This window comes from Propionivibrio sp. (genome assembly GCF_047602565.1).
GTDB lineage: Bacteria > Pseudomonadota > Gammaproteobacteria > Burkholderiales > Rhodocyclaceae > Propionivibrio.
Window position 1 is genome coordinate 839,145 of the sequence record NZ_JASGGX010000001.1, and the last position, 23,696, is coordinate 862,840.

Genomic DNA, 23,696 nt, shown 5'->3' on the forward strand with positions numbered 1-23,696 from the left:
ATGAAACCCCGCTCTCCCCGCCTGCTGTTCTATCTCGCCCTCCTCGCCATCGCCTGCGCCGGCCTCGGCCATGCCTGGTGGAAAACGCGCCACGCCTGGCGCGCCGGCTACGGCGACGGCGACATGAGCTACTTCACCCGGGCCGATCCGCGTGCGCTCTCGGGCGGCGACCTGACCGTCTTCCACGACGGCTTCATTCCTTTCGGGCAGACGCCGAACAACCTGCCGTGGCAGTACGAGGCCATCTTCGAGGCCGGCGACGGCGTCTTCGACAAGGTGTTCGTGCCGGGCGACGGAACGACCGCCGCGCAGCGCAAAAATGCCGGCGGCACGCGGCGGCGCGGCCTCGGCCCGCTGTACAACGCCAGCGGCTGCGCCGAATGCCACTTCCGCGACGGCCGCGTCGAGAAACCCTACGCGAGCGGCGGCGAGATGATCGGGATGTTCCTGCGCCTGTCCGTTCCCGACGGCCAGGGCGGCTGGCAGCCGCCGGAGGGCTACCACCACCAGCTGCACGACCGCGCCGTCGCCGGCGTGCCGCCCGAGGGCAAGGCGCACATCGACTGGGAGGAAATTCCCGGCCGCTTTGCCGACGGCGAAGCCTACAGCCTGCGCCGGCCGCGTTTCCGCGTCACCGATCTGGCGCACGGCCCGCTGCCGGAGAACGTCATCATCGAGGCGCGCAGCGCGCCGCCGGTGCATGGCGGCGGGCTGCTCGAAGCCATCGCCGAAAGCACGCTGCTGGCGCTCGCCGAGGCGCAGAAGAACGATCCGGACGGCGTCTCCGGCAAGCCCAACTACGTCACCGACCCGGAAAGCGGCAAACGTGTGCTCGGCCGCTTCTCGCTCAAGGCCAACGAGCCGAGCCTGCGCGCGCAGGCCGCCGGCGCCGCGTTCAACGACATGGGCGTGACCAGCGTGATCCACCGGCGGGAAGGCTGCCTGCCGCACCAGAAGGAATGCGCGGCGGCGAAAAACGGCGGCACGCCGGAGGAACCCGAACTGTCGGCGCAGCAGCTCGACGACCTGACCATCTACCTGCAGCTGCTGGCCGTCCCGGCGCGCCGCAATCTCGACGACCCGCTGGCGCAAAAAGGCGAGGAACTGTTCAAGCAGGCGCGCTGCAACGCCTGCCACGTTGACACGGTGCGCACCGGCGACACGCATCCGATCGGGCGCCTGCGCCACCAGACCATCCACCCCTACACCGACCTGCTCCTGCACGATTTGGGGCCGGGCCTCGCCGGCCGCCCGGACGGCGAGGCGACGGCGCAGGAATGGCGCACGCCGCCCTTGTGGGGTATCGGCCTGACCGAACGCAGCAACCACCACACGAATTTCCTGCACGACCAGCGCGCGCGCAGCCTGCAGGAAGCGATCCTCTGGCACGACGGCCAGGCCGCCGCGGCCAAGGGCCGCTTCATGGCCATGCGTCGCGACGAGCGCGCCGCGCTGCTCCGCTTCCTGGAGTCGCTGTGATGCCGCAGCCGCATCCGTTCCCCCCGTCATTCCGGCGAAAGCCGGAATCCAGAAACCACGCCGCCGAATCTCAGGCGGCTTCGCGGCCGCCAACGCCGCCACTGGATTCCGGCTTTCGCCGGAATGACGGCCTGTTGAATTCCACCCTTACCCGCAGCCCCGAAACCACATGAACGACCTGAACCAAACCCATCTGAACACCAACGTGCCTTCCCTCGCCGACGCCGCCGCGTGCATCGACGGCATCCTGCTCGGCAAGCCGCGGGCCGTGCGCCTGGCGCTGGCCTGCCTGATCGCGCGCGGCCACCTGCTGATCGAGGACCTGCCCGGCATGGGCAAGACGGTGCTCGTGCATGCGCTGGCGAAGGCGCTGGGCCTGGACTTCAAGCGCGTGCAGTTCACCAACGACATGCTGCCGGGCGATCTCACCGGCGCGGCCATCTTCGACCGCGCGAAAGGCGAATTCGTCTTCCACCCCGGCCCGATCTTCACCCAGCTGCTGCTCGCCGACGAGATCAACCGCGCCTCGCCGAAGACGCAGTCCGCGCTGCTCGAAGCGATGGAGGAGCGGCAGGTGAGCAGCGAAGGCGTCACCCGGCCGCTGCCCGAACCCTTCTTCGTCATCGCCACGCAGAACCCGGTCGACCACCTGTCAACCAACCCGCTGCCCGAAGCGCAGCTCGACCGCTTCCTGATGCGCCTCTCGCTCGGCTACCCGGACGCCGAGGCCGAACTGGAAGTGCTGCGCGGCGAGGACCGGCGCGTGCTGCTCGACGAGTTGCAGCCGCTGCTCGACCCGGCCGCCCTGACGGCGCTGCAGCGGCAGGCGCGCGGCGTCCACGCCGGCGATGCGCTGCTGCACTACGTGCGGGCGCTGGCCGAGCACACCCGGCACGCCGCCGGGCTGGCCTTCGGCCTCTCGCCGCGCGGCGCGCTGGCGCTGCTCGCCGCCGGCCGCGCCTGGGCACTGCTCGACGGGCGCGACCACGTGCTGCCCTCGGACGTGCAGACGGTCTTCCCGCACGTCGCCATGCACCGCCTCGGCCACGGCGACGCGCGCACGGCGGCGCATCACGCGCAGGCCATCCTCGACGCCGTGCCGCTGCCATGAGTCCGCAGGAACGCCCTCTCCCTCCCCTTCAAGGGGAGGGCCGGGGTGGGGATGGGGTCAGCGCTCCGGCTCGGGGTTTCCCCCATCCCCCTCCCAACCTCCCCCTTGAAGGGGGAGGAGTCGGCATTCCGGCGCCCGGTTCGCGGCGGCGCCAGCCGCTCCGGCCCGGCCTGCGCCCGACCGGCGCCGGCGTGTGCTGGTTCGCGGCCGTGACCGCCCTGCTCGCCACCGCCATCAACTACGGCAACAACCTGGTTTTCGCGCTGGCCTTCGTCATGCTTTCGCTGTGGCTGCAATCGGCCTGGCTCTGCCGGCGCAACCTGCGCGGGCTGCGCTGGCAGCCCGCCGCGCCCGCCCCGGTCTGCGTCGGCGAGCGCCTCGGCATCGGCGGCACGCTGAGCGAAACCGCCGGCATCCGCCGCCACGCGCTGCGGCTGCACGCCGGCGGCGACGCCTCGCCCGCCGCTGGTCTCGCCCCGGCGTCGGACGCGCGCCTGGAGGTCGGCGTGCCGGCCCGGCGCCGCGGCATCCAGCTGGCCGGCCCGCTGGCGCTCGCCTCCACCTGGCCGTTCGGCCTGTGGCGCCAGCGCGTCGCGCTGCCGGCGATGGAGGCGCTGGTCTATCCCACCCCGGCCGGCGAGGCGCCGCTGCCCACGGCCGCGCCGGTGCCCGCGCACCGCCAGTTCGCCGCCGACAACTTCCAGGGCGTGCGCCGCTATGCGCCGGGCGACCCGACGCGGCGCATCAACTGGCGCGTTTACGGGCGCAGCGGGCAACTGACGGTCAACCAGTTCGACGGCGCGCAGGGCGGCGAGGCGCTGTGGCTGCGCTGGGAACAGACGCAGGGCGACGCCGAGGCGCGCCTCTCCCAGCTGGCGGCCTGGGTCCTCACCGCGCAGCGCGACGGGCTCGACTACGGGTTGCAGCTCGGACGGCTGCACATCCCGCCGCAGCGCGGCGCCGGCCACCAGGCGGCCTGCCTGTCGGCGCTGGCCCGCTTCGACGCGGCCGAGGCCGGCGACGTGGCCCGCCGCGAGGCGATCGAGGCATGACGGCGAGCGTGGCGAGGCGCCCCGCGCCGGCCGGCCTGCCGCTCGCCGCACTGCTCGGCCTGATGGTCGCCGCGCACGCGCCGGCGCTGCCGTGGGCGGCGTGGCCGGTCCTCCTGCTCGCCGCCGCCAGCCGCCGGCTGCCCGCGACGCGCACGGCCGCCGCCCTGCGCGTCGCCGCGCTGCTCGGCGTCTATGCCGCCGCCGCGCTGGCCTGGGGATGGTTCGCCGCCGCAACGCTGCGCCTCGCCCTGCTCGCCGCGCTGCTGCTCAAATGGGCCGAGTCGCGGAGCGCCGCGGAAGACGCGCTGGTCGCCGCCGCGGCGCTGGTCGCCGTCGCCGTCGGCAGCCTGAACTGGAGCGAGGCCGGTGCGCTGGCGTGGATCGCGCCGGCCCTGCCGTGCGCCCTGGCCGCGCTGGGCGCGCCGGAAACGGACCCCGTCCCCGGCCGCCGCCCGGCGCCGCGCCTGAAAACCGCGCTGCGGGTGCTGCGCATGCCGCTGCGCCATCTGGCCGCCGCGCTGCCGCTGGCCGGCGTGCTGTTCGTGTTCTTCCCGCGCATTCCCGGCCCGCTGTGGGACATCGGCCTGAGCTTCGGCCTGCCGCTGGCCATCGGCATCGACCAGTCGCCCGCCGGCCTCGGCGTCGCCGCGACCTTGAAGCCGGGGCAGACCCAGGCCGGCGCGGCGATGGCCGCGTCGACGCCGGTGCTGGTCGCCGAGTTCGAGAACTGGGTGCCGCCGACCGCGCAGCTGTACTGGCGCGGCCCGGTGTTCTACGACTTCGACGGGCGGGAGTGGTCGCTCGATGCGGACATCGCCACCAACGGCCGCCGCTTCATGCAGAAGGGCTGGCGCAGCGCCCGCGCCTTCGGGGAGGAGCAGCTGGCGCAAAAGGCGCAGGAAGTGCGCTACACGATCCGCCTGTCGCCGCACAAGGCCACCTGGCTGTACGCGCTGGACCTGCCCGCCGCGCTGCCCACCGAGGCCTTCGTCGCCCCGGACTGGCAGGTGATCTCGCACACGCCGGTGGCACGCGAAATGACCTACGGCCTGGCCTCCTGGCTGGAATGGACCGCCCGGCCGGAGATCGCGCCCGACCTGCGCGAGCGCGCGCTGGCTCTGCCCGCCGCGGGCAACCCGCGCCTGCGCCGGCTGGGCGGGGAGTTGCGGGAGCTGCGCGCGGCCGGCGAGGCGGATGCCGACGCCATCGTGCGCGCCGCGCTGGCCCGCATCGCCGAGGGCGGCTACACGCTGCGCGACCGCTTCGAGGCGCCACCGGAGGCCGACGCCTTCGACGCCTTCTGGTTCGACACGCGCGCCGGCAACGCCGAGTTCTTCGCCGGCGCCTTCGTCTACCTGATGCGCGCCGCCGGGGTACCGGCGCGGCTGGTGACGGGGTATCGCGGCGGCAAGCTGATGGCGCTGACCAACTACGTGGTGGTCAAGCGCAGCCACGCCCACGCCTGGGCGGAGGTCTGGGACGGCCGGCGCGGCTGGCGGCGCATCGACCCCGTGGACATCGTCGCCCTGCAGAAACGGGTCGAGACGGGCCCCCAGGCCAGGGAGCGCGCGGAACCCGCGGCAACGGCCCCCGCTCCGCGCGAGGAAGGCCGCAAGAATGCGGCTCCCCGCCCTCTGCCGAACGGCGACTTCGCCGAACGCGCGCCGGCCGCGCAGCTCCGACTGCAGCCGTCGGACGACGCGCCGTCCTGGCTCGACGCCCTCGGCGACTGGATCGGACGCTGGATCGTCCGCCTGGACGCCGAGCGGCAGCTGGAACTGCTGGCCGGCAAGGGCGGCGGCTTCGCCTGGGTGTGGCTGCTGCTCGGCGCGGTGTTCGCCGCCGCGACGCTCGCCGGCGCCGCCCTCGGCCTCGCCCGCTGGCGCGACGCCCGCCGCCTGCCGCCCGCGCAGCGCGCCTGGCGGCGCGCCTGCGCCCTGCTGGCCCGGCACGGCCTGCCGCTCGCGCCGACGGAATGCCCGCGGGACTATGCGCGCCGCGTCGGCCGGGCGCGCCCCGAACTCGCCGTCGGCATCCAGACCCTGGCCGACGCCTACTGCGGCTGGCGCTACGGCCCGGTGCCCGAGCGCTGGCCCGCCACCGTCGCGCAGGCCGCGCGCTACCTGATGAACCTGATCCAGGCCATGCCCGCGCCGCGGCCGGCCGGAAAAACCACGGAGACCAAGAAGCAATGACGATGCATCACGATACGCCCCCCGCAGCCGTCATTCCGGCGCAAGCCGGAATCCAGCGGCGTGCCTCCGGCGTCCGGGCCAAGCCCGGAATGACGCGCATCCTCCTGCTGGTGCTGGCGCTCGTCTGCCTCCTCCCGGCCGCCTTCGCCGCCACCGACGGCAAGGCGGTGGTCGCGGAAATCGCCCGGCGCGGCGACGCCGCCGTCGCCGCCTACGCACCGGACAAGCGGCTGGCGACCGGCGCCGAGTTCTCCAAGCTGTACTTCGACGTCTTCGAGGGCGCCGGCATGGAGCTCGACCTCGGCATCAAGTCGCCGGGGCTCAAGACCGAGATCGAGGTGCTGTTCGGGCTGGTCAACGGCAAGGCCATGCGCGGCGTGCCGCCGGCCGAGCTGGACGCATCCTGGCAGGCCCTGCGCGCCCGCCTGCTCGACGCCGCCGCGCTGTACGACGGGGCGGACAGCAGCGGCTTCTGGCCGGTCTTCGCGCAGTCGCTGCTGATCCTGCTGCGCGAGGGCGCCGAGGCGATGCTGGTGGTGGCGGCGCTGGCCGCCTACCTGCGCCGCGCCGGCGGCGCCGACCGGCTGTGGGTGATCTATGCCGGCGCCGGCATCGCCGTGCCGCTCTCGCTGCTCACCGGCTGGGCGCTGACCGGCGTGCTGCAGGCGGCCGGCGCCTCGCGCGCGGTGATCGAGGGCGTGACCATGATCTTCGCCGCCGGCGTGCTGGGCTGCGTCAGCTTCTGGCTGTTCTCCAAGAGCGAGGCGCGGCGCTGGCAGGCCTGGATCGCCGGGCAGATCGACACCGCCCTGTCCAATGGCTCGCTGTTCGCGCTCGGCGGCGCGGCCTGCCTCGCCGTCTACCGCGAAGGCGCGGAAACCGTGCTCTTCTACCACGCGCTGGCTACCGGCAGCACCGGCCAGATGCCGGCGATCGCCGCCGGCATGGCGGCCGCCGCCGCGCTGCTCGCCGCCGGCGTGGTAACCTTCCGGCTGGCCGCGATGCGCATCCCCTACCCCCTGTTCTTCGGCACGACCGCCGTCCTGCTTTACGGCATGTCGATCGTCTTCATGGGCCAGGGCATCGTCGAACTGCAGGCCGCCGGACACATCGGCGCGTTCCATCTGCCCGGCATTCCGCAAGTTTCCTGGCTCGGCCTCGCCCCCACGCTGCAAGGCACCGGCACGCAGGCCGCGATGCTCCTGCTGCCCGTCCTGGCCTGGCTGTGGCTGCGTTTTCGCCCGGCCACGGCTTGACGTTTTGGATCATGAAACACGGAGAACAACTTTTTTTACCACGGCGACACGGCGGGCACGGCGAAAGGCAACTTCCCGTTTTCCCGCCGTGCCGCCGTGCTTGCCCGTCTTTTTCCTTCCCTTAGAGGCCCCCTCATGAGCATTCCCCTTTCCCGTCGCCGGCCCGTGGAGGCGCGGCCATGACCCGCAAGCGCCATCATCCGCTGATCCGCGTCCTGCACTGGCTGATCGCCAGCCTGATCATCGCCGCGCTGGTGATGAGCGCGCTGGTGATGTCCGGGATTCCCGACGATTCGCCGGAAAAGATCGACGCGCTGCGCCGCCACATGTCGGCCGGCGGGCTGGTCTTCGTCCTCACCCTGCTGCGCTTCGTCATGCGCCGCAACGCCAAGCGCCCGCCGGTGCTGAGTTCCGGCATGGCCTGGGCCGACTGGCTGGCGCGCGCCGTGCACCGCCTCTTCGACGTGCTGATCCTGGTCATGATCGCCAGCGGCGTCGGCATGGCCCTGCTCGCCGACCTGCCGCGCGTCGTCTTCCTCGGCTACGGCCGCCTGCCGGCCGACCTGGACGAGCTGCCGCTGCTCGCCGTCCATCGCTACACGGCGATGGCGCTCTTCGCCCTGCTCGTCCTGCACGTCGGCGGCGCGCTCTACCATCAGTTCATCCTGCGCGACGGCCTGCTCTCGCGCATGGGCTTTTCCCTGCCGTGGAAGCGCGGCGCACAGGGCGGCGAGGCGAAAGCCGACACAGCCGCCGAGGCGGGCAACGGCGGCCGCTGACCGTCCCCCGCCGCGCCCGGCCATGGACTCCGCCGCGGGCTTCCGCATCAACGCCGCCGGCGGACGCGAATTCGCCACGCTGCGCGCCAACAAGCGGCTGATCCGGGCGCTGGCCGGCGCCGGCCTCTTTTCGCTGCTGGCCTGCCTGGCCTTCTACCTGTTCGAGGTCGAACGGCTGACCGACCGCCAGCTTGCGGCGCTGGCGCACTACGCCGGCCAGATCATGCGCGCGGCGGACCTCGACTGGCGGCGCATGGCCGCGCCCGTGCCGGACGGCGTCGAGCGGGTTGGCCTCGCCTGGTCGTTCGACGCGGCGTCGGACACGCTCAGCCGCGCCGCCTTCGCCGCCGCGCCGCCGGGCGCCTCCCGCGCGGCCCCGCTTGGCGCGCGGGCGTTTCCTCTCGACGACGCCTGGCTGGCGTCGAAAAGCGGCCCGGACATGCGCCTCTTCGTGGTGCACGGCGAGCGCGTGCTGGCCTCCTCGCTCGGCGAGGCCGGCGCCGGGGAAATCTCGGCGCTCGACCCGCGCCTCGTCGGCCGCCTGTCGCGCCACGGCAGCCTTTTCGTGCAGGTGCCGCAGCGCTGGGACGATCATCCGGACAGCCCGCTGCTGGTCATCCAGCAGCGCCTGCAGCTGCCGTTCTCGCTGGGCGAGATCGCCGCCGCCGGCCTGTTCCTGTGGGGCACGCTGGCCGCCGTCATCTGGCTGACCGTCGGCCTGTGGCTGGACAAGGCGCTGCGCCACGTGCATTTCCTGGCCTACCACGACCCGCTGACCGGCCTGACCAACCGCGCCGGGCTGCGCATCGGCCTCGTGCACATGCTGGCCGAGAGCCGCCGCCGCGACACCCTGCTCGGCCTGTTCTACCTCGACCTGGATCGTTTCAAGATCATCAACGACTCGCTCGGGCACGCCGCCGGCGACCACGTGCTGCGCGAGACCGCGCAGCGGCTGCGCGGCAGCGTGCGCGACAGCGATTTCGTCGCCCGCCTGGGCGGCGACGAGTTCGTGGTGGTGGTCGGCGAGCTCGGCGACCCGAACCACGCCGCTTCGCTCGCCCGCAAGATCATCGGGCGGATCGGCGCGCCGATCGGCTTTGCCGGGCAGCAGCTGCAGACCGGCTGTTCGATCGGCATCGCGCTGCATCCCGGCAGCGTCAACGATCCCGACGACCTGCTCAAGCAGGCCGACCAGGCGATGTACGCCGCCAAGCAGGGCGAGCGTGGCGGCTACCACTATTACGACGAGAGCCTCGGCGTCAACGCGGCACGGCGGCTGTCGCTCGAAATGCGGCTGCGCGACTCCGTCGCCAGCGGCCGTTTCGTCCTGCACTACCAGCCGCTGATGATCGACAGCCGGGAACCGCGCCTCGCCGGGTTCGAGGCGCTGCTGCGCTGGCCGGAGGCGGACGGCCGGCTGGCGCCGCCCGACGAGTTCATCCCGGTCGCCGAGGAAACCGGCCTGATCGTCCCGATCGGCCGCTGGGTGCTGCGCGAGGCGTGCCGGCAGATGCGCGCCTGGCAGGAGCGCTTCGCCCTCGGTCCGGATCTTTCCATGTCGATCAACATCTCCGCCCGGCAGATGCTGGACGCCGATTTCGCCCGCCACGTCAACGAGGCGCTGGCCGAGAGCGGACTCGCCGCCGGCGCCCTGATCCTCGAACTCACCGAAAGCCTCTACCTGCAGGTGGAGCCGCCCGTGCTGGAGGCGCTGGCAACCCTGCGCCGGCGCGGCGTGCGCTTCGCGATGGACGATTTCGGCACGGGTTTTTCCTCGATGGCCTACCTCACCCGCCTGCCTCTCGACCGCCTGAAGATCGATCGCAGCTTCGTGCGGAACATCACGCAGGACGCCGACGAGCAGGTCATCGTCCGCACCATCGTCGCCATCGCCCGGCAGCTCGGGCTGGAAATCGTCGCCGAGGGCGTGGAAACCCGCGCCCAGGCGGACGCCCTGAAAACCTACGGCTGCTACCTGCAGCAGGGATGGCTGTTCGGCCGCGCCGCCCCGCCGGACGAAATCGAGGCCCTGTTCCGGGCCGGCGACCGCCCTCCTGCCGAGGTTTGACCCGGCCGCCGCCGCACGGCTACCGTTCCCTCAAGCTTTCGTTGGCGTACTGGAGCAAGGGGCTGAGGAAGTACTCGACGACCTGGCGCTGGGCGGTCCTGACCTCGACGGTAACGGCCATGCCGGGGGAGAGATGGACGGTCTTGTTCTCCACCCGGAGCGCGTTCCTCGCCAGCTTGACCCGCATCGGGAAGATCAGTCCGCGCTTCTCGTCATTGACCGCGTCGTCGGAGACGGACGTCACGGTGGCATCGACCGTCCCATACCGGGTGAACGGAAACGTCTCGATCTTGACCACCGCCGCCTGCCCCGGATTGACGAAGCCGATGTCCTTGTTCTCGACGAAGGCCTCGACCTCGATCGGATTGTCCCTGGGCACCAGCATCAGCAAGGGCTGCGCCTCGGTCACCACGCCGCCGACGGTATGCACGGCCAGTTGCTGCACGGTGCCGTCCACCGGCGCGGTGAGGGTCATCAGCCTGTTCCGCGTCTCGGCCACCAGCGCGAGGCGCTGGCCGCGCCCTTCCTGCAAGGCGGCGGCGAGCTCCTGCAGCCGGCTCTGCTGGGTGGCGAGGTCGGCTTCCTGCTCGATGCGCGCCTGTTCCTTCTCCAGGTAGCCGTGCCGGGAGACGAAGTTCTTCTCGACCAGGTCCTTGAAGTCCTGTGCCCGCCGCCGGGCGATCGGCACGGTCTGCTCCAGCTTGCGCACGATTTCCCGGGTCGAGCGCAGTTCCGCCTCGCGCTTGGCGACGTCGGCGTCGATGCGGGCCAGCCGGGCCCGGTACTCGCCATACTGGCCGTCCAGGACGTGCTGTTCCTGCGCCAGCCGCTCCGGGCCGGCGCCGGCGACCGCGCCGAGCGGCGGCAGGCGCCCGCCGGCGAGGGCGGCCAGCATCGCCCTGGCGCGCGCCCCTTGCAGCCGGGCGGTCACCAGGTCGTTGGCCGTGCGCGTGGTGTCCGCCGTGGTGCTCGTCGCGTCGAGTTCGATCAGCACGTCGCCGGCCTTGACGGCCTGCCCGTCGGCGACGTGGATGGCGCGCACCGTCGCCGTCTCGAACGGCTGGATCATCTTGGTCCGGTCGTTGGGCACGATCCTGCCGTGCGCCACCGCCACCACGTCGATGCGGCCGCAGACCGCCCACAGGAGCGCGATCAGGGCGAAGGCCATCAGCAGCCACATGGCGACGCGCGGCGCCGGCGAAACGGGCGTGTCCTGCAGTTCGAGCGCCGCCGGCAGGAACTGGGCCTCGTGCGGCAGGCGGCGGGCCGGATCGAGTTTGTGCCGTTCGCGCCAGACGTGGCGGAAGACCGAGGCGTAGCGGCGCAGGAGGTCGAGGGCGGCCCGCAGGCGCAGGGGTAACGATCGGCGCATGTTCAGTTCACCCCATCTGCAGCCGGTGCAGGCGCGAGTAATGCCCGGCCTCGTGCGCGAGCAGCTCGGCGTGCGTGCCCTGCTCGACGACCTGGCCGCGATCCAGGACGAGGATGCGATGGGCGTCGCGCACGGCCGACAGGCGATGCGCGATGATCAGCACGGTCCGTCCGCGGCAGATGGCCTTCATGTTGTTCTGGATGATCCTTTCCGACTCGTAGTCCAGCGCGCTGGTCGCCTCGTCGAAGATCAGGATGCGCGGGTTGGTGATCAGGGCGCGCGCGATGGCGATGCGCTGGCGCTGGCCGCCGGAGAGCGTGGCGCCGTGTTCGCCGACGATCGTGTCGTAGCCTTCGGGCAGTTCGAGGATGAACTCGTGCGCGCCGGCCAGCCGGGCGGCGTTGATCACCGTTTCCATCGCCAGGCCGGGATCGGTGAGCGCGATGTTCTCGCGGATGCTGCGGTTGAACAGCATGTTCTCCTGCAGCACCACGCCGATCTGGCGGCGCAGGCTGGAGGTGTCGGCCAGCGCGAGATCGACGCCGTCGACCAGCACCCGGCCCCGCTCGGGCAGGTACAGGCGCTGGACGAGCTTGGTGAGCGTGCTCTTGCCGGACCCCGAGCGGCCGACGATGCCGATCACCTCGCCGGGCCGGATGGTCAGGGCGATGCCGCGCAGGACTTCCGGCGCGTCGGGCCGGTAGCGGAACACCACCTGGTCGAATTCGATGCGCCCGGCGAGCGGCGGCAGGGTGCTGCGGTTGGCCTGGGCGAGTTCGGTGCGGGTGTTGAGGATGTCGCCGAGGCGCTGCACCGAGATGCCGGTCTGCTGGAAGTCGGTCCACAGCTGGGCGAGCCGCATGATCGGCGTGGACACGCGGCCGGCCAGCATGTTGAAGGCGATCAGCTGCCCGACCGAAAGGTCGCCGCCGATCACCAGGCGCGCGCCGAGCCACATCGTCGCCACGGTGACCAGCTTGCCGACCAGCGCCACGCCCTCGTGCGCCAGCGTCGCCAGGGTGGCGGTGCGGAAGCCGGCGGCGACGTAGGCGGCGGACTGGTTGTCCCAGCGGCGCATCATCTGCGGCTCGACGGCCATGGCCTTGAGGGTGTCGATGCCGTTGATCGTCTCGACCAGGAAGGCCTGGTTCTCGGCGCCGCGGTTGAACTTCTCGTGCAGGCGGGCGCGCAGCAGCGGGGTGATGAGCAGCGAGAGGAGGAAGTAGCACGGCAGCGAGACGACCACGATCAGCGTCAGCCAGCCGCTGTAGTAGAGCATCACGGCGAGGAAGACGACCGAGAAGACGAGGTCGAGCAGCAGGGTGATGGCGTTGCCGGTGAGGAACTGGCGGATGTTCTCCAGCTCGCGCACGCGGGCCACCGTGTCGCCGACGCGCCGGGCCTGGAAATAGGCGAGCGGGAGGTTGAGCAGGTGGCGGAACAGGCGGGCCACCAGTTCGACGTCGATGCGGCTGGTGGTGTGGGCGAAGACGTAGCTGCGCAGGCCGGAAAGCAGGACTTCGAAGACCGAGACCACGAGCAGGCCGACGGCAATCACGTCGAGCGTGGTGAAGCCGCGGTGCACCAGCACCTTGTCCATGACCACCTGGAAGAAGAGCGGCGTGACCAGCGCGAAGAGCTGCAGGACGAAGGAGACCAGCAGGACCTCGCCGAGCAGCTTGCGGTACTTGACGACGGCGGGGATGAACCAGGTGAAGTCGAATTTGGCGAGTTCGCCGGCGAGCGAGGCGCGGGAGGTGAAGAGGATCAGCTGGCCGCTCCAGCGCTGCGCGAAGTCCGCGCGGGAAACGACCTCCGGCCGGCCGGCGCCGGGGCTCTGGATGAGCGCCTTGTCCGCCTCGGCGCGGGCGAGGATGAAGAAGCGGCCGTCCCGGCCGACGGCGAGCGCCGGCAAGGGGGTCTTGTCCAGGCGGGAGAATTCCGTCCCGACTATCTTGGCCTTGAGGCCGAGTTTTTTGGCGGCCAGGAGGATTTGGGGAATGTCGAAGGGCTGGCCGTCGACCCGGAACTCGTGGGCGAGCTGGTCGGGGTCGGCGGCGACGTTGTGGAAGCGCGCCAGCATGACGAGGCCGAGCAGACCGGTGTCGGGAGCGGGCGGGGGTGCCGATTCCGCTCCGGGCGCGTCGGGGTCGGCCAGCAGCGTCAGCGGTGGGGAAAGGTGAGTCATCCTGGAACCCTTGTCGTAGCCACGACGGCATCGCCATTACGCGAAATCGATAGCCGCTGATCCTCTTTGTCGGCCACAAACCACCGCATCGCTTCAAATCGACCGATAGACACAGAACGCAACCAATCCCAGGCCCAAAAGCATGAGTACCCAGGAAACCGCTTTCTGTACCGGATTCCGCTCCGAAGGCTCCTCAACGATCGAGACGTCTCCAAGCCAGAGCCGATCACCGAGAAGCGTGGCGAGCGCCCCGACGATCAGGGCAAAACCGAGAACGTGGTAAGCGAGCAGGTCCGGCGCGATCCACGGTCCCGATCTACTTCGCAATGAGAACAGGAAGCCCAGAAGCACACCGGTGACGCTCCCTGCGACAAATCTCAGAAACCATGCAACCCACCGGATTGCAGCCGGGTATTCGTTCATCACAAAAATCGGTCTGGGTCGATTGTCCGAACATGAAAGAAAAATCTCCCCCGCCGTCCGGCAGGGGAACATCGGCGGCCGGGATTACCGCCAGTTGGCGGCGATCACCGGAGCCAGCGCATCCTGATAGTTCTGCGGCAGCGTGGTCTGGCCCGCGGCCGGCGGCGCGAAGGCCGCCATCGCCTGGACCAGCATCTCCACCTGGGTGTGCAGCAGAACCTCGCCGTCGGCGGTCTTGAACTGCTCGATGCGGTAGGCCGTTCCGGAATACCAGTTGGCGAGCGTCGCCTTGTCGGCCGTGCCGATCAGCGAGACTTCCAGGTCGTTGCCCACCCGGCGCAGCCAGATCTGTTCGGCGTCGATCTCCGTGCCGAACGACAGCAGATCGGTATTGCCGGCCGTGCTGTCGTACTCGCTGATCCGGTCGACACCGTCGTCCCGGCCGAAAACGTAGGTGTCGTTGCCGCTCCCTCCGTCCAGCGTGTCGTTCCCCGCGCCGCCGATCAGCGTGTCAGCGCCGTTACCGCCGTTGAGCGTATCGTTGCCCCCAAGCCCTTCCAGACGGTTGGCGGCGCCGTTGCCGGTGATCAGATTGTCCAGATCGTTGCCGACACCGTCGATGGCGGACGCGCCCGTGAGGGCGAGGTTCTCGACGTTGGCGACCAGTCCCGAGACCGTGATGCCGGCCTGGATCGTGTCCGTCCCTTCGCCGGCCAGTTCGACGACTTCGTCGGCGGCGTCATCGACCACGTAGATGTCGTTGCCGGTGCCGCCCACCAGCGTGTCGGCGCCGGCGCCGCCGTTCAGCGTGTCGTTGCCGGCCAGACCGACGAGGGTGTTGGCCGCCGCATTACCAACGAGCGTGTTGGCAAGCTCGTTACCGGTGCCGACGACGGCCGCGCCGACGAGCGCCAGGTTCTCGACGTTGGCGCCGAGCGTGTAATCGATGCTCGACTGCACGGTGTCCGTGCCGGCGGAGGCCGACTCGACGACGGTATCGCCTGCTTGGTCCACCACGTACGTATCGTTGCCGCCGCCACCCACGAGCGTGTCGGCCCCCTGGCCGCCGTCGAGGATGTTGTTGCCGGCGTTTCCGGTCAGCACGTTGTCCAGCGCATTGCCCGTCCCGTTGATCGAAGCGCTCCCTGCAAGCACCAGATTTTCCACGTTGGCGGCGAGCGCATGGGTGATCGTCGACTGCACCGTGTCGACGCCTCCGCCGGCCAGTTCGGTGACCACGTCGCCGACGTTGTCCACCGCGTAGATGTCGTCGCCCGCGCCGCCGATCAAGGTATCCGCCCCGGCGCCGCCATTCAGGGTATCGTTGCCCAGCCCGCCTTCGAGGCGGTTGGCGGCGGCGTTGCCGGTCAGCGTGTTGTCGAATTCGTTGCCCGTGCCGTCGACCGCCGCGCTGCCGGTGAGAATGAGGTTTTCCAGATTGGCGCCCAAGCTCCAGCTCACCGACGCGCGGACCGTATCGACGCCTTCCCCCGCCAGTTCCGCCACCACGTCGTCCGCCGCATCCACCACGTAGGTGTCGTTGCCGGCGCCGCCGATCAGGATATCCGACCCCGCGCCGCCATCGAGGGTGTCGTTGCCTTCCAGCCCGGAAAACACGTTGGTGGCGGCATTGCCGGTCAGTACGTTGTCCAGCGCGTTGCCGGTGCCGTCCACAGCGGCGCCGCCGGTGAGGAGAAGGTTTTCCACGTTGTCGGCCAGGCTGTGGGACAGCGCCGTCTGCACCTGGTCCGTGCCGCCGCCGGCGGCTTCGATCACCACGTCGCCGGCGTCATCGACGACGTAGGTATCGTTGCCCGCGCCGCCGGCCAGGGTATCCGCTCCCAGGCCGCCGTCGAGCACGTTGTTGCCGCCGTTGCCGGTCAACACGTTGGCGAGCGCGTTGCCGGTGGCGTTGATGCTGCCGCTGCCCGTGAGCGTGACATTTTCCAGATGCGCGCCCAGGCTCCAGTTGACCGACGACAGGACCGTATCGGCGCCTTCTCCAGCCAGTTCGACGACCACATCGGTGACGGCGTCCACCACGTAAGTGTCGTCGCCGGCACCGCCGATCAGCGTATCGCTTCCTGCGCCGCCGTTCAGCGTATCGTCGCCCAGCCCGCCCTCCAGCCGGTTGGCGCCGCTGTTGCCGGTGAGCGTATTGGCGAGTTCATTGCCGATACCGTTGATGCTGGCGCTGCCGGTCAGCACGAGGTTTTCCATGTTGGCTCCGAGCGTCCACCCGAGGCTGGACTGGACCGTGTCCACGCCCTCCCCGGCCAGCTCGGTCACCACGTCGCCGGCGTTGTCCACCACGTAGGTGTCGTCGCCCGCGCCGCCGGTCAATGCGTCCGCTCCGGCACCGCCGTTCAGCGTGTTGTTGGCGGCGTTGCCGGTCAGCGCGTTGTCGAGCGCGTTGCCGATACCGTTGATCGCCGCCGTGCCGGTCAACACCAGGTTCTCGACGTTGGCCGCGAGCGTGAAGCTTGCGCTCGCCAGCACGGTGTCGATGCCGGCATCCACGGCTTCCTGCACGATGTCGCCGGTGTTGTCGATCAGGTAGAGATCGTCGCCGGTGCCTCCGGCGAGCGTATCCGCGCCGGCACCGCCATCCAGCGTATCGTCGCCGGCGCCGCCCTCCAGCCGGTTGGCGGCGGCGTTGCCGGTGAGCGTATTGGCCAGTTCGTTGCCCGTGCCGTTGATCTTGGCGGAACCGGTCAGCACGAGATTCTCCACGTTGGCCGCCAGGATGTGCGTCACGCTGCTCTTCACCAGGTCGACGCCCTCGCCGTCCATTTCCAGTACCGTGTCGCCCACGTTGTCGACGATGTAGAGATCGTCGCCCGCGCCGCCAATGAGCGTATCCGCCCCGGCGCCGCCGTCCAGCGTGTCGTCGCCGCCGCCCGCCGCAAGGCGGTTGGCCGCGGCGTTGCCGGTGAGCACGTTGGCGAGTTCGTTGCCCGTGCCGTCGATCGCCGCGCTGCCGGTCAATACCAGATTCTCCACGTTGGCCGACAGCGTGTGCGTCACGCCGCTCTTCACCAGGTCGACGCCATCCCCCGCGTTCTCGATCACCACGTCGCCCGCGTTGTCGACGACATAGACGTCGTCGCCTCCGCCGCCAGCCATCACGTCCGCGCCCGCTCCGCCGTCCAGCGTGTTGGCGGCAGCATTGCCGGTCAGCCGGTTGTCCAGGGCGTTGCCCGTGCCGTTGATCGCCAACGCACCGGTGAGCACCAGATTTTCCACGTTGGCCGCCAGGGCATGGGTGAGGCTGGACAGCACCGTGTCTTCGCCCTCGCCGGCATTCTCGATCACGCTATCGTTGTCATCGAGGACATAGGTATCGTTGCCCGCGCCGCCTCGGAGCACGTCGGAACCTCCCTTGCCATCGAGCACGTTGTCGCCGGCATTGCCGATGAGCACGTTGGCGAGCGCGTTGCCGGCGGCGTCGATGGCGGCCTCGCCGAGCAGCGTGACGTTCTCGATGTTCTCGCCGGCGGTCCAGGAAACGCTCGCCTTCACCGTATCGGTGCCTTCGCCGGCATTCTCGATCACCACGTCGCCGGCGTCGTCAACGACATAGGTGTCATTGCCGATCCCGCCCACCAGGGTGTCCGCCCCGGCGCCGCCGTCCAGCGTATCGTCGCCGGCCAGGCCGTACAGCGTGTTGGCCGCCGCGTTGCCGGCGAGTTGGTTGCCGGCCGAGTTGCCGGTGCCGTCGATGGCCTCCACGCCGGTCAATGTCAGATTTTCCAGGTTGGCGCCCAACGTGTAGGCCACGCTCGCCCGGACGGTATCCGTTCCCTTGCTGGCGCCTTCGATCACCATGTCGCCAGCGTTGTCCACCACGTACGTGTCGTTGCCCGCGCCGCCGTCCAGCGTATCCGCGCCCAGTCCGCCGTCGAGGACATTGTTGCCGCCGTTGCCGGTGAGCGCATTGGAGAGTTCGTTCCCGCTACCGTCGATGTTGGCGCTGCCGGTCAGCACGAGATTCTCGATATTCGCGGAAAGGGTGTAGGCGATGCCGGACCGGACCGTATCCACGCCTTCCCCGGCCAGCTCGATCACCGCATCGCCGGCGTTGTCCACCACGTAGGTGTCGTTGCCTGCGCCGCCGATCAGCATATCCGCGCCGGTGCCGCCGTCCAGCGTGTTGTTCGCGGCATTGCCGGTCAATGCGTTGTCGAGCGTATTGCCGGTACCGTTGATCGCCGCCGAACCGGTCAACACCAGGTTCTCGACGTTCGCACCGAGCACATAGGTCGTTCCGGCGTAAATGGTGTCATTCCCCTCGGCGGCATTTTCCACGACTGCGTCACCGGCGTTATCCACGATATATCGATCGTCGCCCGTGCCGCCCGCCAGCACGTCGGCTCCGCCTCCGCCGTCCAATGTGTCGTCGCCCGCGCCGCCTTCCAGGCGGTTGGTTGCCGCATTGCCGGTGAGCGTATTGGCCAGTTCGTTGCCCGTACCGTTGATCTTGGCGGAACCGGTCAGCGTGAGATTTTCCACGTCGGCCGAAAGTACGTGCGTTACCGACGACAGGACCATGTCCACGCCTTCGCCAGCCCGTTCGATCACGCTGTCCCCGGCGTTGTCCACCACGTAAACGTCGTTTCCTTCGCCGCCGATCAGCGTATCCGCCCCGGCGCCGCCATCCAGCGTGTCGTCGCCGCCGCCCCCCGCAAGATGGTTGGCCGCGGCGTTACCGGTGAGTATGTTGGCAAGCTCGTTGCCCGTGCCGTCGATCGCCGCGCTGCCGGTCAGCGCCAAGTTCTCCACGTTGGCCGACAGCGTGTGCGTCACGCCGCTCTTCACCAGGTCGACGCCTTCTCCGGCGTTCTCGAGCACCGCGTCGCCCGCGTTGTCAACCAGATAAGTGTCGTTGCCCGCGCCGCCCGCCAGCGTATCCGCTCCGGTGCCGCCGTCCAGCGTGTTGGCGGCGGCATTGCCGGTCAACCGGTTGTCCAGGGCGTTGCCCGTGCCGTTGATCGCCGCCTCCCCGGTCAGGACGAGGTTCTCCAAGTTGGCACCGAGCGTGTAGCCAATGGCGCTTTCGACCGTGTTGACGCCTTCGTCGGCCAGTTCGATCAGCGTGTCGGCGGTACTGTCGACCACGTAGGTGTCGTCGCCTTTTCCCCCCTTCAACGTATCGTTGCCGCCCCGGCCGTCCAGGCGGTTGTCGCCGGCGTTGCCGGTAAGCACGTTGGCGAGCGCATTGCCAGTGGCGTCGATGGCGGCCTCGCCGAGCAGCGCGACGTTCTCGATGTTCTCGCCGGCGGTCCAGGAAACGCTCGCCTTCACCGTATCGGTGCCTTCGCCGGCATTCTCGATCACCACGTCGCCCGCATCGTCCACCACGTAGGTATCGTTACCCGCGCCACCCGCCAGCGTATCCGCGCCCAGGCCGCCGTCGAGAATGTTGGCCGCGGCGTTGCCGGTAAGCGCGTTGGCAAGTTCGTTGCCCATTCCGTCGATGGCGGCCGAGCCCGTCAACACGAGATTTTCGACGTTGGCGGCGAGAGCGTGGCTGAGCGAGGAACGGACGGTGTCGATCCCCTCCCCGGACAGTTCGACGACCGTGTCGCCGGCGTTGTCCACCACGTAGAGGTCGTTGCCCGCGCCCCCTTTCAATGTGTCCGCCCCGGCGGCGCCATCGAGGATGTCGTCGCCGCCCAGCCCGGCCAGCACATTGGCGGCGCCATTGCCGGTAAGCGTATTGCCCAGGCCGTTGCCGGTGCCGTCGATGTTCCCCGTGCCCGTCAATACCAGATCCTCGACATTGTCCGGCAAAGTGTAGGAAACCGATGATTCCACGCGGTCCTGGCCGGCGTTTGCGTTCTCGACCACCGCGTCGCCGGCGTTATCGACGATATAGGTATCGTCCCCAGTCCCTCCATCCATCGTGTCCGCTCCAGGGCCGCCATCGAGGCGGTCATTGCCCGCGCCCGCGATCAGACTATCGTTGCCGCCCAACCCGGAGAGCGTGTCGTTCCCGCCGCCGCCGTGGAGCACGTCGTCCCCTTCGGTCGCTGCCGGGAAAAGCCGCGCGGCGATGTCTTCCGCCGTCCACACGGTGCCGTCGGCAAAGACCACGGCAGCCAGCGCATGGCCCTCCAGATAGTTCTCCACGGTCAGTGTGTTGGCTACGTCGAGAGTGAGGACGAGGTCGCTGCCGGCCAGCGACAGCGTGATGTTCTCCGGCAGGATGCCCGCGCCGAGCTCGATCCGGTCGGTGCCGTCGGCGTCCAGGATGCGGTCGTGCCCGTCGTCGACGCCGAGCTGCCAGGTACGCGCGAAGCGGAAGGTGTCCGCGCCGCTGCCGCCGACCAGCGTGTCGTTTCCGCCGCCGCCGATGAGCACGTCGGCTCCTTCCCCGCCGTACAGGTGGTCGTTGCCCGCGCCGCCGTCGAGCACGTCGGCCCCGCCGCCCGCGGCTGCCGCCTGAAACTGACCGGCGTCGCGCGCAACGCCCGTGATCAGTGCGAATGCCGTCCCGGTGAATTCGATATGCCAGTCGTGTGCCGCGGCGATCGGGCTCAGCCAGTAACCGGGAGCGCTTTGTTCGTAGCGCAGCTTGGCGCCATTCCACATCCAGTCCGCGCCGATCCCGCCGCCGGGCAGGATGGTCTCGCCGCTTTGCAGTTGCTTGAGCGCGTTCAGCGCGTCGAGGTACAGCCCGGGCTGTGCCATCAGGGTGGCTTGCAGGATGCCGAGTTCGATGCCCATTTGGATGGCGCTGTAGGCGACCACCTGGGTATAGTTAACCCGGTAGTCCGGCCGGTAGTCGCCGTCGCCGGTGAGCACGTCGTCTCCGCCACCGCCGTACAGAGTATCCTGCCCGGCGCCACCCGCCAGGAGGTCGCCACGGGTGCTGCCGTAAAGCGTGTCGTTGCCCGTGCCGCCGTTCACCCAGTCGCCTTGTCCGGTTTCGCCTGGCAAATAGATGTCGCCGATGTCGTTGCCGCCAACAAGCAGATCATCCCCGCCGTGTCCGTCGATCAGGTCGCGGCCGTCGCCGCCGAACAACTGGTCGGCTTCGCCGGCCGCGGTGGCGGAAACGTCTCCGAATAGCAGATCGTCGCCCGCCTCCCCATAGACCAGGTCTTGTCCCGCGCCGGCATAGACGATGTCCGACCCGGTGCCCGCGTACACCCGGTCGTTCCCGGCGTCGGCGAACACGACGTCGTCCTGGTCGAACGTGCTGATGCTCTCGCCTGCGGCGCCGCCGAACACCCGGTCGTGCCGCCCATACAGGGCCGCCAGTCCGTCGCCCAGCAACCGGATGCCGAGGTCCCCGTTGAGGAAATCCTTGATCCGGACTTCACCGTCGTCGCCCGTACCCGAACTGATCCGCAGATCGGCGCCGTCCACGGTGTAGAGATACTCGCCACCTTCGCTCGCCCAGACGAACGTATTCCCCATGCGGCTGCCACCAGTCAATGTCTGGCCGTCGAAGATCACCGTGCCGGTCCGGTCGGTATCGAGGATGGTGTCGGAACCGCTGCCCACGCGGTAGGTATCGTTCCCCGACCCGCCTTCGAGGTAATCCGAGCCCCCCGCCCCTTCCAGCGTGTCGTCTCCAGCACCGCCATAGAGACGGTCGGCCGCGCCATCACCGGTGAGTGTGTTGGCGGCGCTGTCTCCAAAGACGATCTGATGGTTGGTCACCTCGATGCCGTTGCCGTCGATGGATAGCCGTAATGGATTGTCGGCGCCATCCCGCGTGCCGTAGTCGGTGTAGTCCCAGTCGCCGGCGATTTCTGCCGCAATTTTGGTGCCGTACGCAGTCTTGGTGGTGTCGTATCGCGTCTTCCACCCCAGCAGGGCCGCACGGTCGGCAATCCAGCTCTCCGTGATCTGTCCGCCGGAGGTATAGAGGTCGAGCGAGCCGTCGGCGTTATAGGCGCTGTAGTCAATACCGTCGATGGCAACGTAGCGCAACTGCTTGAGCGCATAGCGAGCTGCCAGTCCGGCTTCCCCCGTGGATTTCGCCTGGCTGACAAAGTCACTGACGCCAATAGCATCGTCGCCATAACCGACGAGCCCCAGGGCGCTGCCGATCGCCGTTGCATTGTGCAGATGGTTCATGCCGCCCCCCGTCGTCAGCGCCGGCTGAGGTTGGTAGGGCTCTTTCATGAGTTCCACCATCTTCGCTTCGCCGAGATTGGTGTAGGTCACCAGCAAGGCATCGCGGAAAGTCTGCGGCAGACTCTCCCATTGCCCGGCGTAGGCGTTGTTGTTCTTGAAGAACGGTTCGGCGTACTCCTTCATGTACAGGCCGTAGAGCTTGGCCGTCAACTCACCCGTCGGACGCATCAAGTCCTCGACGAGTTTCGCATAGTCGTCGAGGTACTGCGTTAAGCCAAGCGCCGCATATTCTGCTTTGCCGGCATGTTGGACGACGATGTCGATTGCGGTGGCAATCTTGAAGTTGCCCGGACCGGCGTCGATCAGAGCCGGGTTGATGATCTTGTCGGTCAGGCTAGGAATACCGACGAATGCTTCCGCCGCAGCATAGCAAGCCTGCCACTGCGCATGCGTTCGAGTCGTTGCCAACTGCGCGACGTTTGTTGCTTCCCATTCCGCAACGGCAATCGCTCCTCCGGCCATGGCGCCCGGAAACGTGAGCAGCGCCATGGCCGGGTCGAATCCCGATTTGGCGTAGAGATCAAGCGCTTTATCTTTCCAATCGTAGGCCGTGTTTTCCTCTGCCATTGCGCCGGCTATGGCGCCGGCAGAAATGCCGAGGGCATCGGCTGCATTACGAATGTAATCCTTTGCTGTTGAAATGAAACCAAAAGCTTCTTCGCTGTAGGTTTCGTTGGTTGCGCTGCTCAGGTAGGTGACGGTTCCCATGGGGTAAATCCTCTGTAATGAAATTAATGACGGCCGTTACACATACGGATGAACCACTGCGGCTCGATCTGCCGATACACACATTCGAAGCCCTTCCAATGGTTGGGCAGGCGGTTAAGGGAAGGGAATACACGGACTCTGTACTGAGTCGTCGCAACGCCTTCCTGTTCGTGATACTGATGGGGACCAGGAAACCCTTTCCCCACTATGCTGAGTGGGCCGAAGAGCTCGCCATTCTCGATTCGAGGAATTTCCGGTAAAAAGTAGTACTCCTTCCAGATCACGCCAAAAACCACCGTGTTCCGGTAGTGCCTTCTATGATCGGTTCGATCGGGATGATCGATGCGCGGCGTCGTCGCGGGTTGAATGTATAAGGCTCCATATCTGTAAAACAGCCCAAACGGGCCAGTTGCCTTACGCTCATTTTCCATATTCATTGCTGTTTCCATTGAATACGGATTAGGAAGCCAAGGGGTCCAAGCATCATGGTCAACACTGTCAATCCCCGCGCGTTTGAAGAGCTCCAGTGTGTCGCCGTCCTTGAACCAGAAGGCGGTATCTTTGCCCGGCGGGCGCGGGTATTCGCGGTAACGGCGCACCACCTCAACAAAATCCGCCCGATGCGTCTTGAAGTTCTCGATCATCTCCTCGTCGCTCGGCAGCGGATTCCATATCCACAGGTAGTAGTAGAGTGCGGCGGCAGCGCCCGGCAGCCAGAGCCAGCGGAAGAATCCGGAGCAGCGTGCCTTACAGCCCGGATGCATGCCGTACCCCACGGACGAAGAGAGTCTTTTTACGCCGTGTCGCATCCGCCGGCAGGTCGACGCAAGCCGATGGCGTGGCGGCGAGAGTCGAACGGGGAGGGCTTCTGGCGTTTCAGGGAAACAGAACGCGGCGAATCAGCAGCGACGGCG

General features: G+C 68.8%; 12 protein-coding genes. 7 read left to right on the forward strand and 5 right to left on the reverse strand.

The window, feature by feature from the left end; all coding sequences use genetic code 11:
• The 7 genes from QM701_RS03835 to QM701_RS03865 all read left to right on the forward strand — a co-directional run bounded on the left by QM701_RS03835 (position 1) and on the right by QM701_RS03865 (position 9,940).
• Positions 1–1,479, forward strand: a complete 1,479-nt coding sequence (locus QM701_RS03835; RefSeq protein ID WP_415165769.1) for a di-heme oxidoredictase family protein — start codon at positions 1–3, stop codon at positions 1,477–1,479.
• A gap of 169 nt (positions 1,480–1,648) precedes the next feature.
• Positions 1,649–2,590 carry an AAA family ATPase gene (locus tag QM701_RS03840; RefSeq protein WP_415165770.1) on the forward strand — a complete coding sequence of 314 codons (942 nt, stop codon included), beginning with the start codon at positions 1,649–1,651 and terminating at the stop codon, positions 2,588–2,590.
• A gap of 209 nt (positions 2,591–2,799) precedes the next feature.
• Positions 2,800–3,642: a DUF58 domain-containing protein gene (locus tag QM701_RS03845; RefSeq protein ID WP_415165771.1), complete on the forward strand. Its 843-nt coding sequence runs from the start codon at positions 2,800–2,802 to the stop codon at positions 3,640–3,642.
• On the forward strand, positions 3,639–5,837 hold the full coding sequence (locus QM701_RS03850) for a transglutaminase TgpA family protein (protein ID WP_415165772.1): 2,199 nt from the start codon (positions 3,639–3,641) through the stop codon (positions 5,835–5,837). Before QM701_RS03845 ends, QM701_RS03850 begins: the two co-directional genes overlap by 4 nt.
• Positions 5,834–7,093 carry an FTR1 family iron permease gene (locus QM701_RS03855; RefSeq protein WP_415165773.1) on the forward strand — a complete coding sequence of 420 codons (1,260 nt, stop codon included), beginning with the start codon at positions 5,834–5,836 and terminating at the stop codon, positions 7,091–7,093. Before QM701_RS03850 ends, QM701_RS03855 begins: the two co-directional genes overlap by 4 nt.
• A gap of 179 nt (positions 7,094–7,272) precedes the next feature.
• Positions 7,273–7,872 carry a cytochrome b gene (locus tag QM701_RS03860; RefSeq protein WP_415165774.1) on the forward strand — a complete coding sequence of 200 codons (600 nt, stop codon included), beginning with the start codon at positions 7,273–7,275 and terminating at the stop codon, positions 7,870–7,872.
• Positions 7,873–7,894: 22 nt separating this feature from the next.
• The gene (locus QM701_RS03865; RefSeq protein ID WP_415165775.1) at positions 7,895–9,940 is read left to right on the forward strand and encodes a putative bifunctional diguanylate cyclase/phosphodiesterase; all 2,046 of its coding nucleotides are present in this window, start codon (positions 7,895–7,897) and stop codon (positions 9,938–9,940) included.
• A 19-nt stretch (positions 9,941–9,959) separates the two neighbouring features.
• On the opposite strand, the gene QM701_RS03870 is transcribed toward QM701_RS03865, so the two are convergent.
• The 5 genes from QM701_RS03870 to QM701_RS03890 form a co-directional block, all read right to left on the reverse strand.
• Positions 9,960–11,312 (reverse strand): HlyD family efflux transporter periplasmic adaptor subunit, encoded by a 1,353-nt coding sequence (locus tag QM701_RS03870; protein ID WP_415165776.1) that lies wholly within the window; start codon positions 11,310–11,312, stop codon positions 9,960–9,962.
• A 7-nt stretch (positions 11,313–11,319) separates the two neighbouring features.
• Complete coding sequence (locus QM701_RS03875) at positions 11,320–13,500, reverse strand: type I secretion system permease/ATPase (protein WP_415165777.1); 2,181 nt, start codon at positions 13,498–13,500, stop codon at positions 11,320–11,322.
• Between the two features lie 93 nt (positions 13,501–13,593).
• Positions 13,594–13,923, reverse strand: coding sequence for a hypothetical protein (locus tag QM701_RS03880; protein ID WP_415165778.1), 330 nt, complete (start codon positions 13,921–13,923; stop codon positions 13,594–13,596).
• 84 nt (positions 13,924–14,007) lie between these two features.
• Entirely contained in the window at positions 14,008–22,782 is an 8,775-nt protein-coding gene (locus tag QM701_RS03885; protein ID WP_415165779.1) for a calcium-binding protein, read from the reverse strand.
• 23 nt (positions 22,783–22,805) lie between these two features.
• Complete coding sequence (locus QM701_RS03890) at positions 22,806–23,546, reverse strand: hypothetical protein (RefSeq protein ID WP_415165780.1); 741 nt, start codon at positions 23,544–23,546, stop codon at positions 22,806–22,808.
• Positions 23,547–23,696: the final 150 nt, after the last annotated feature.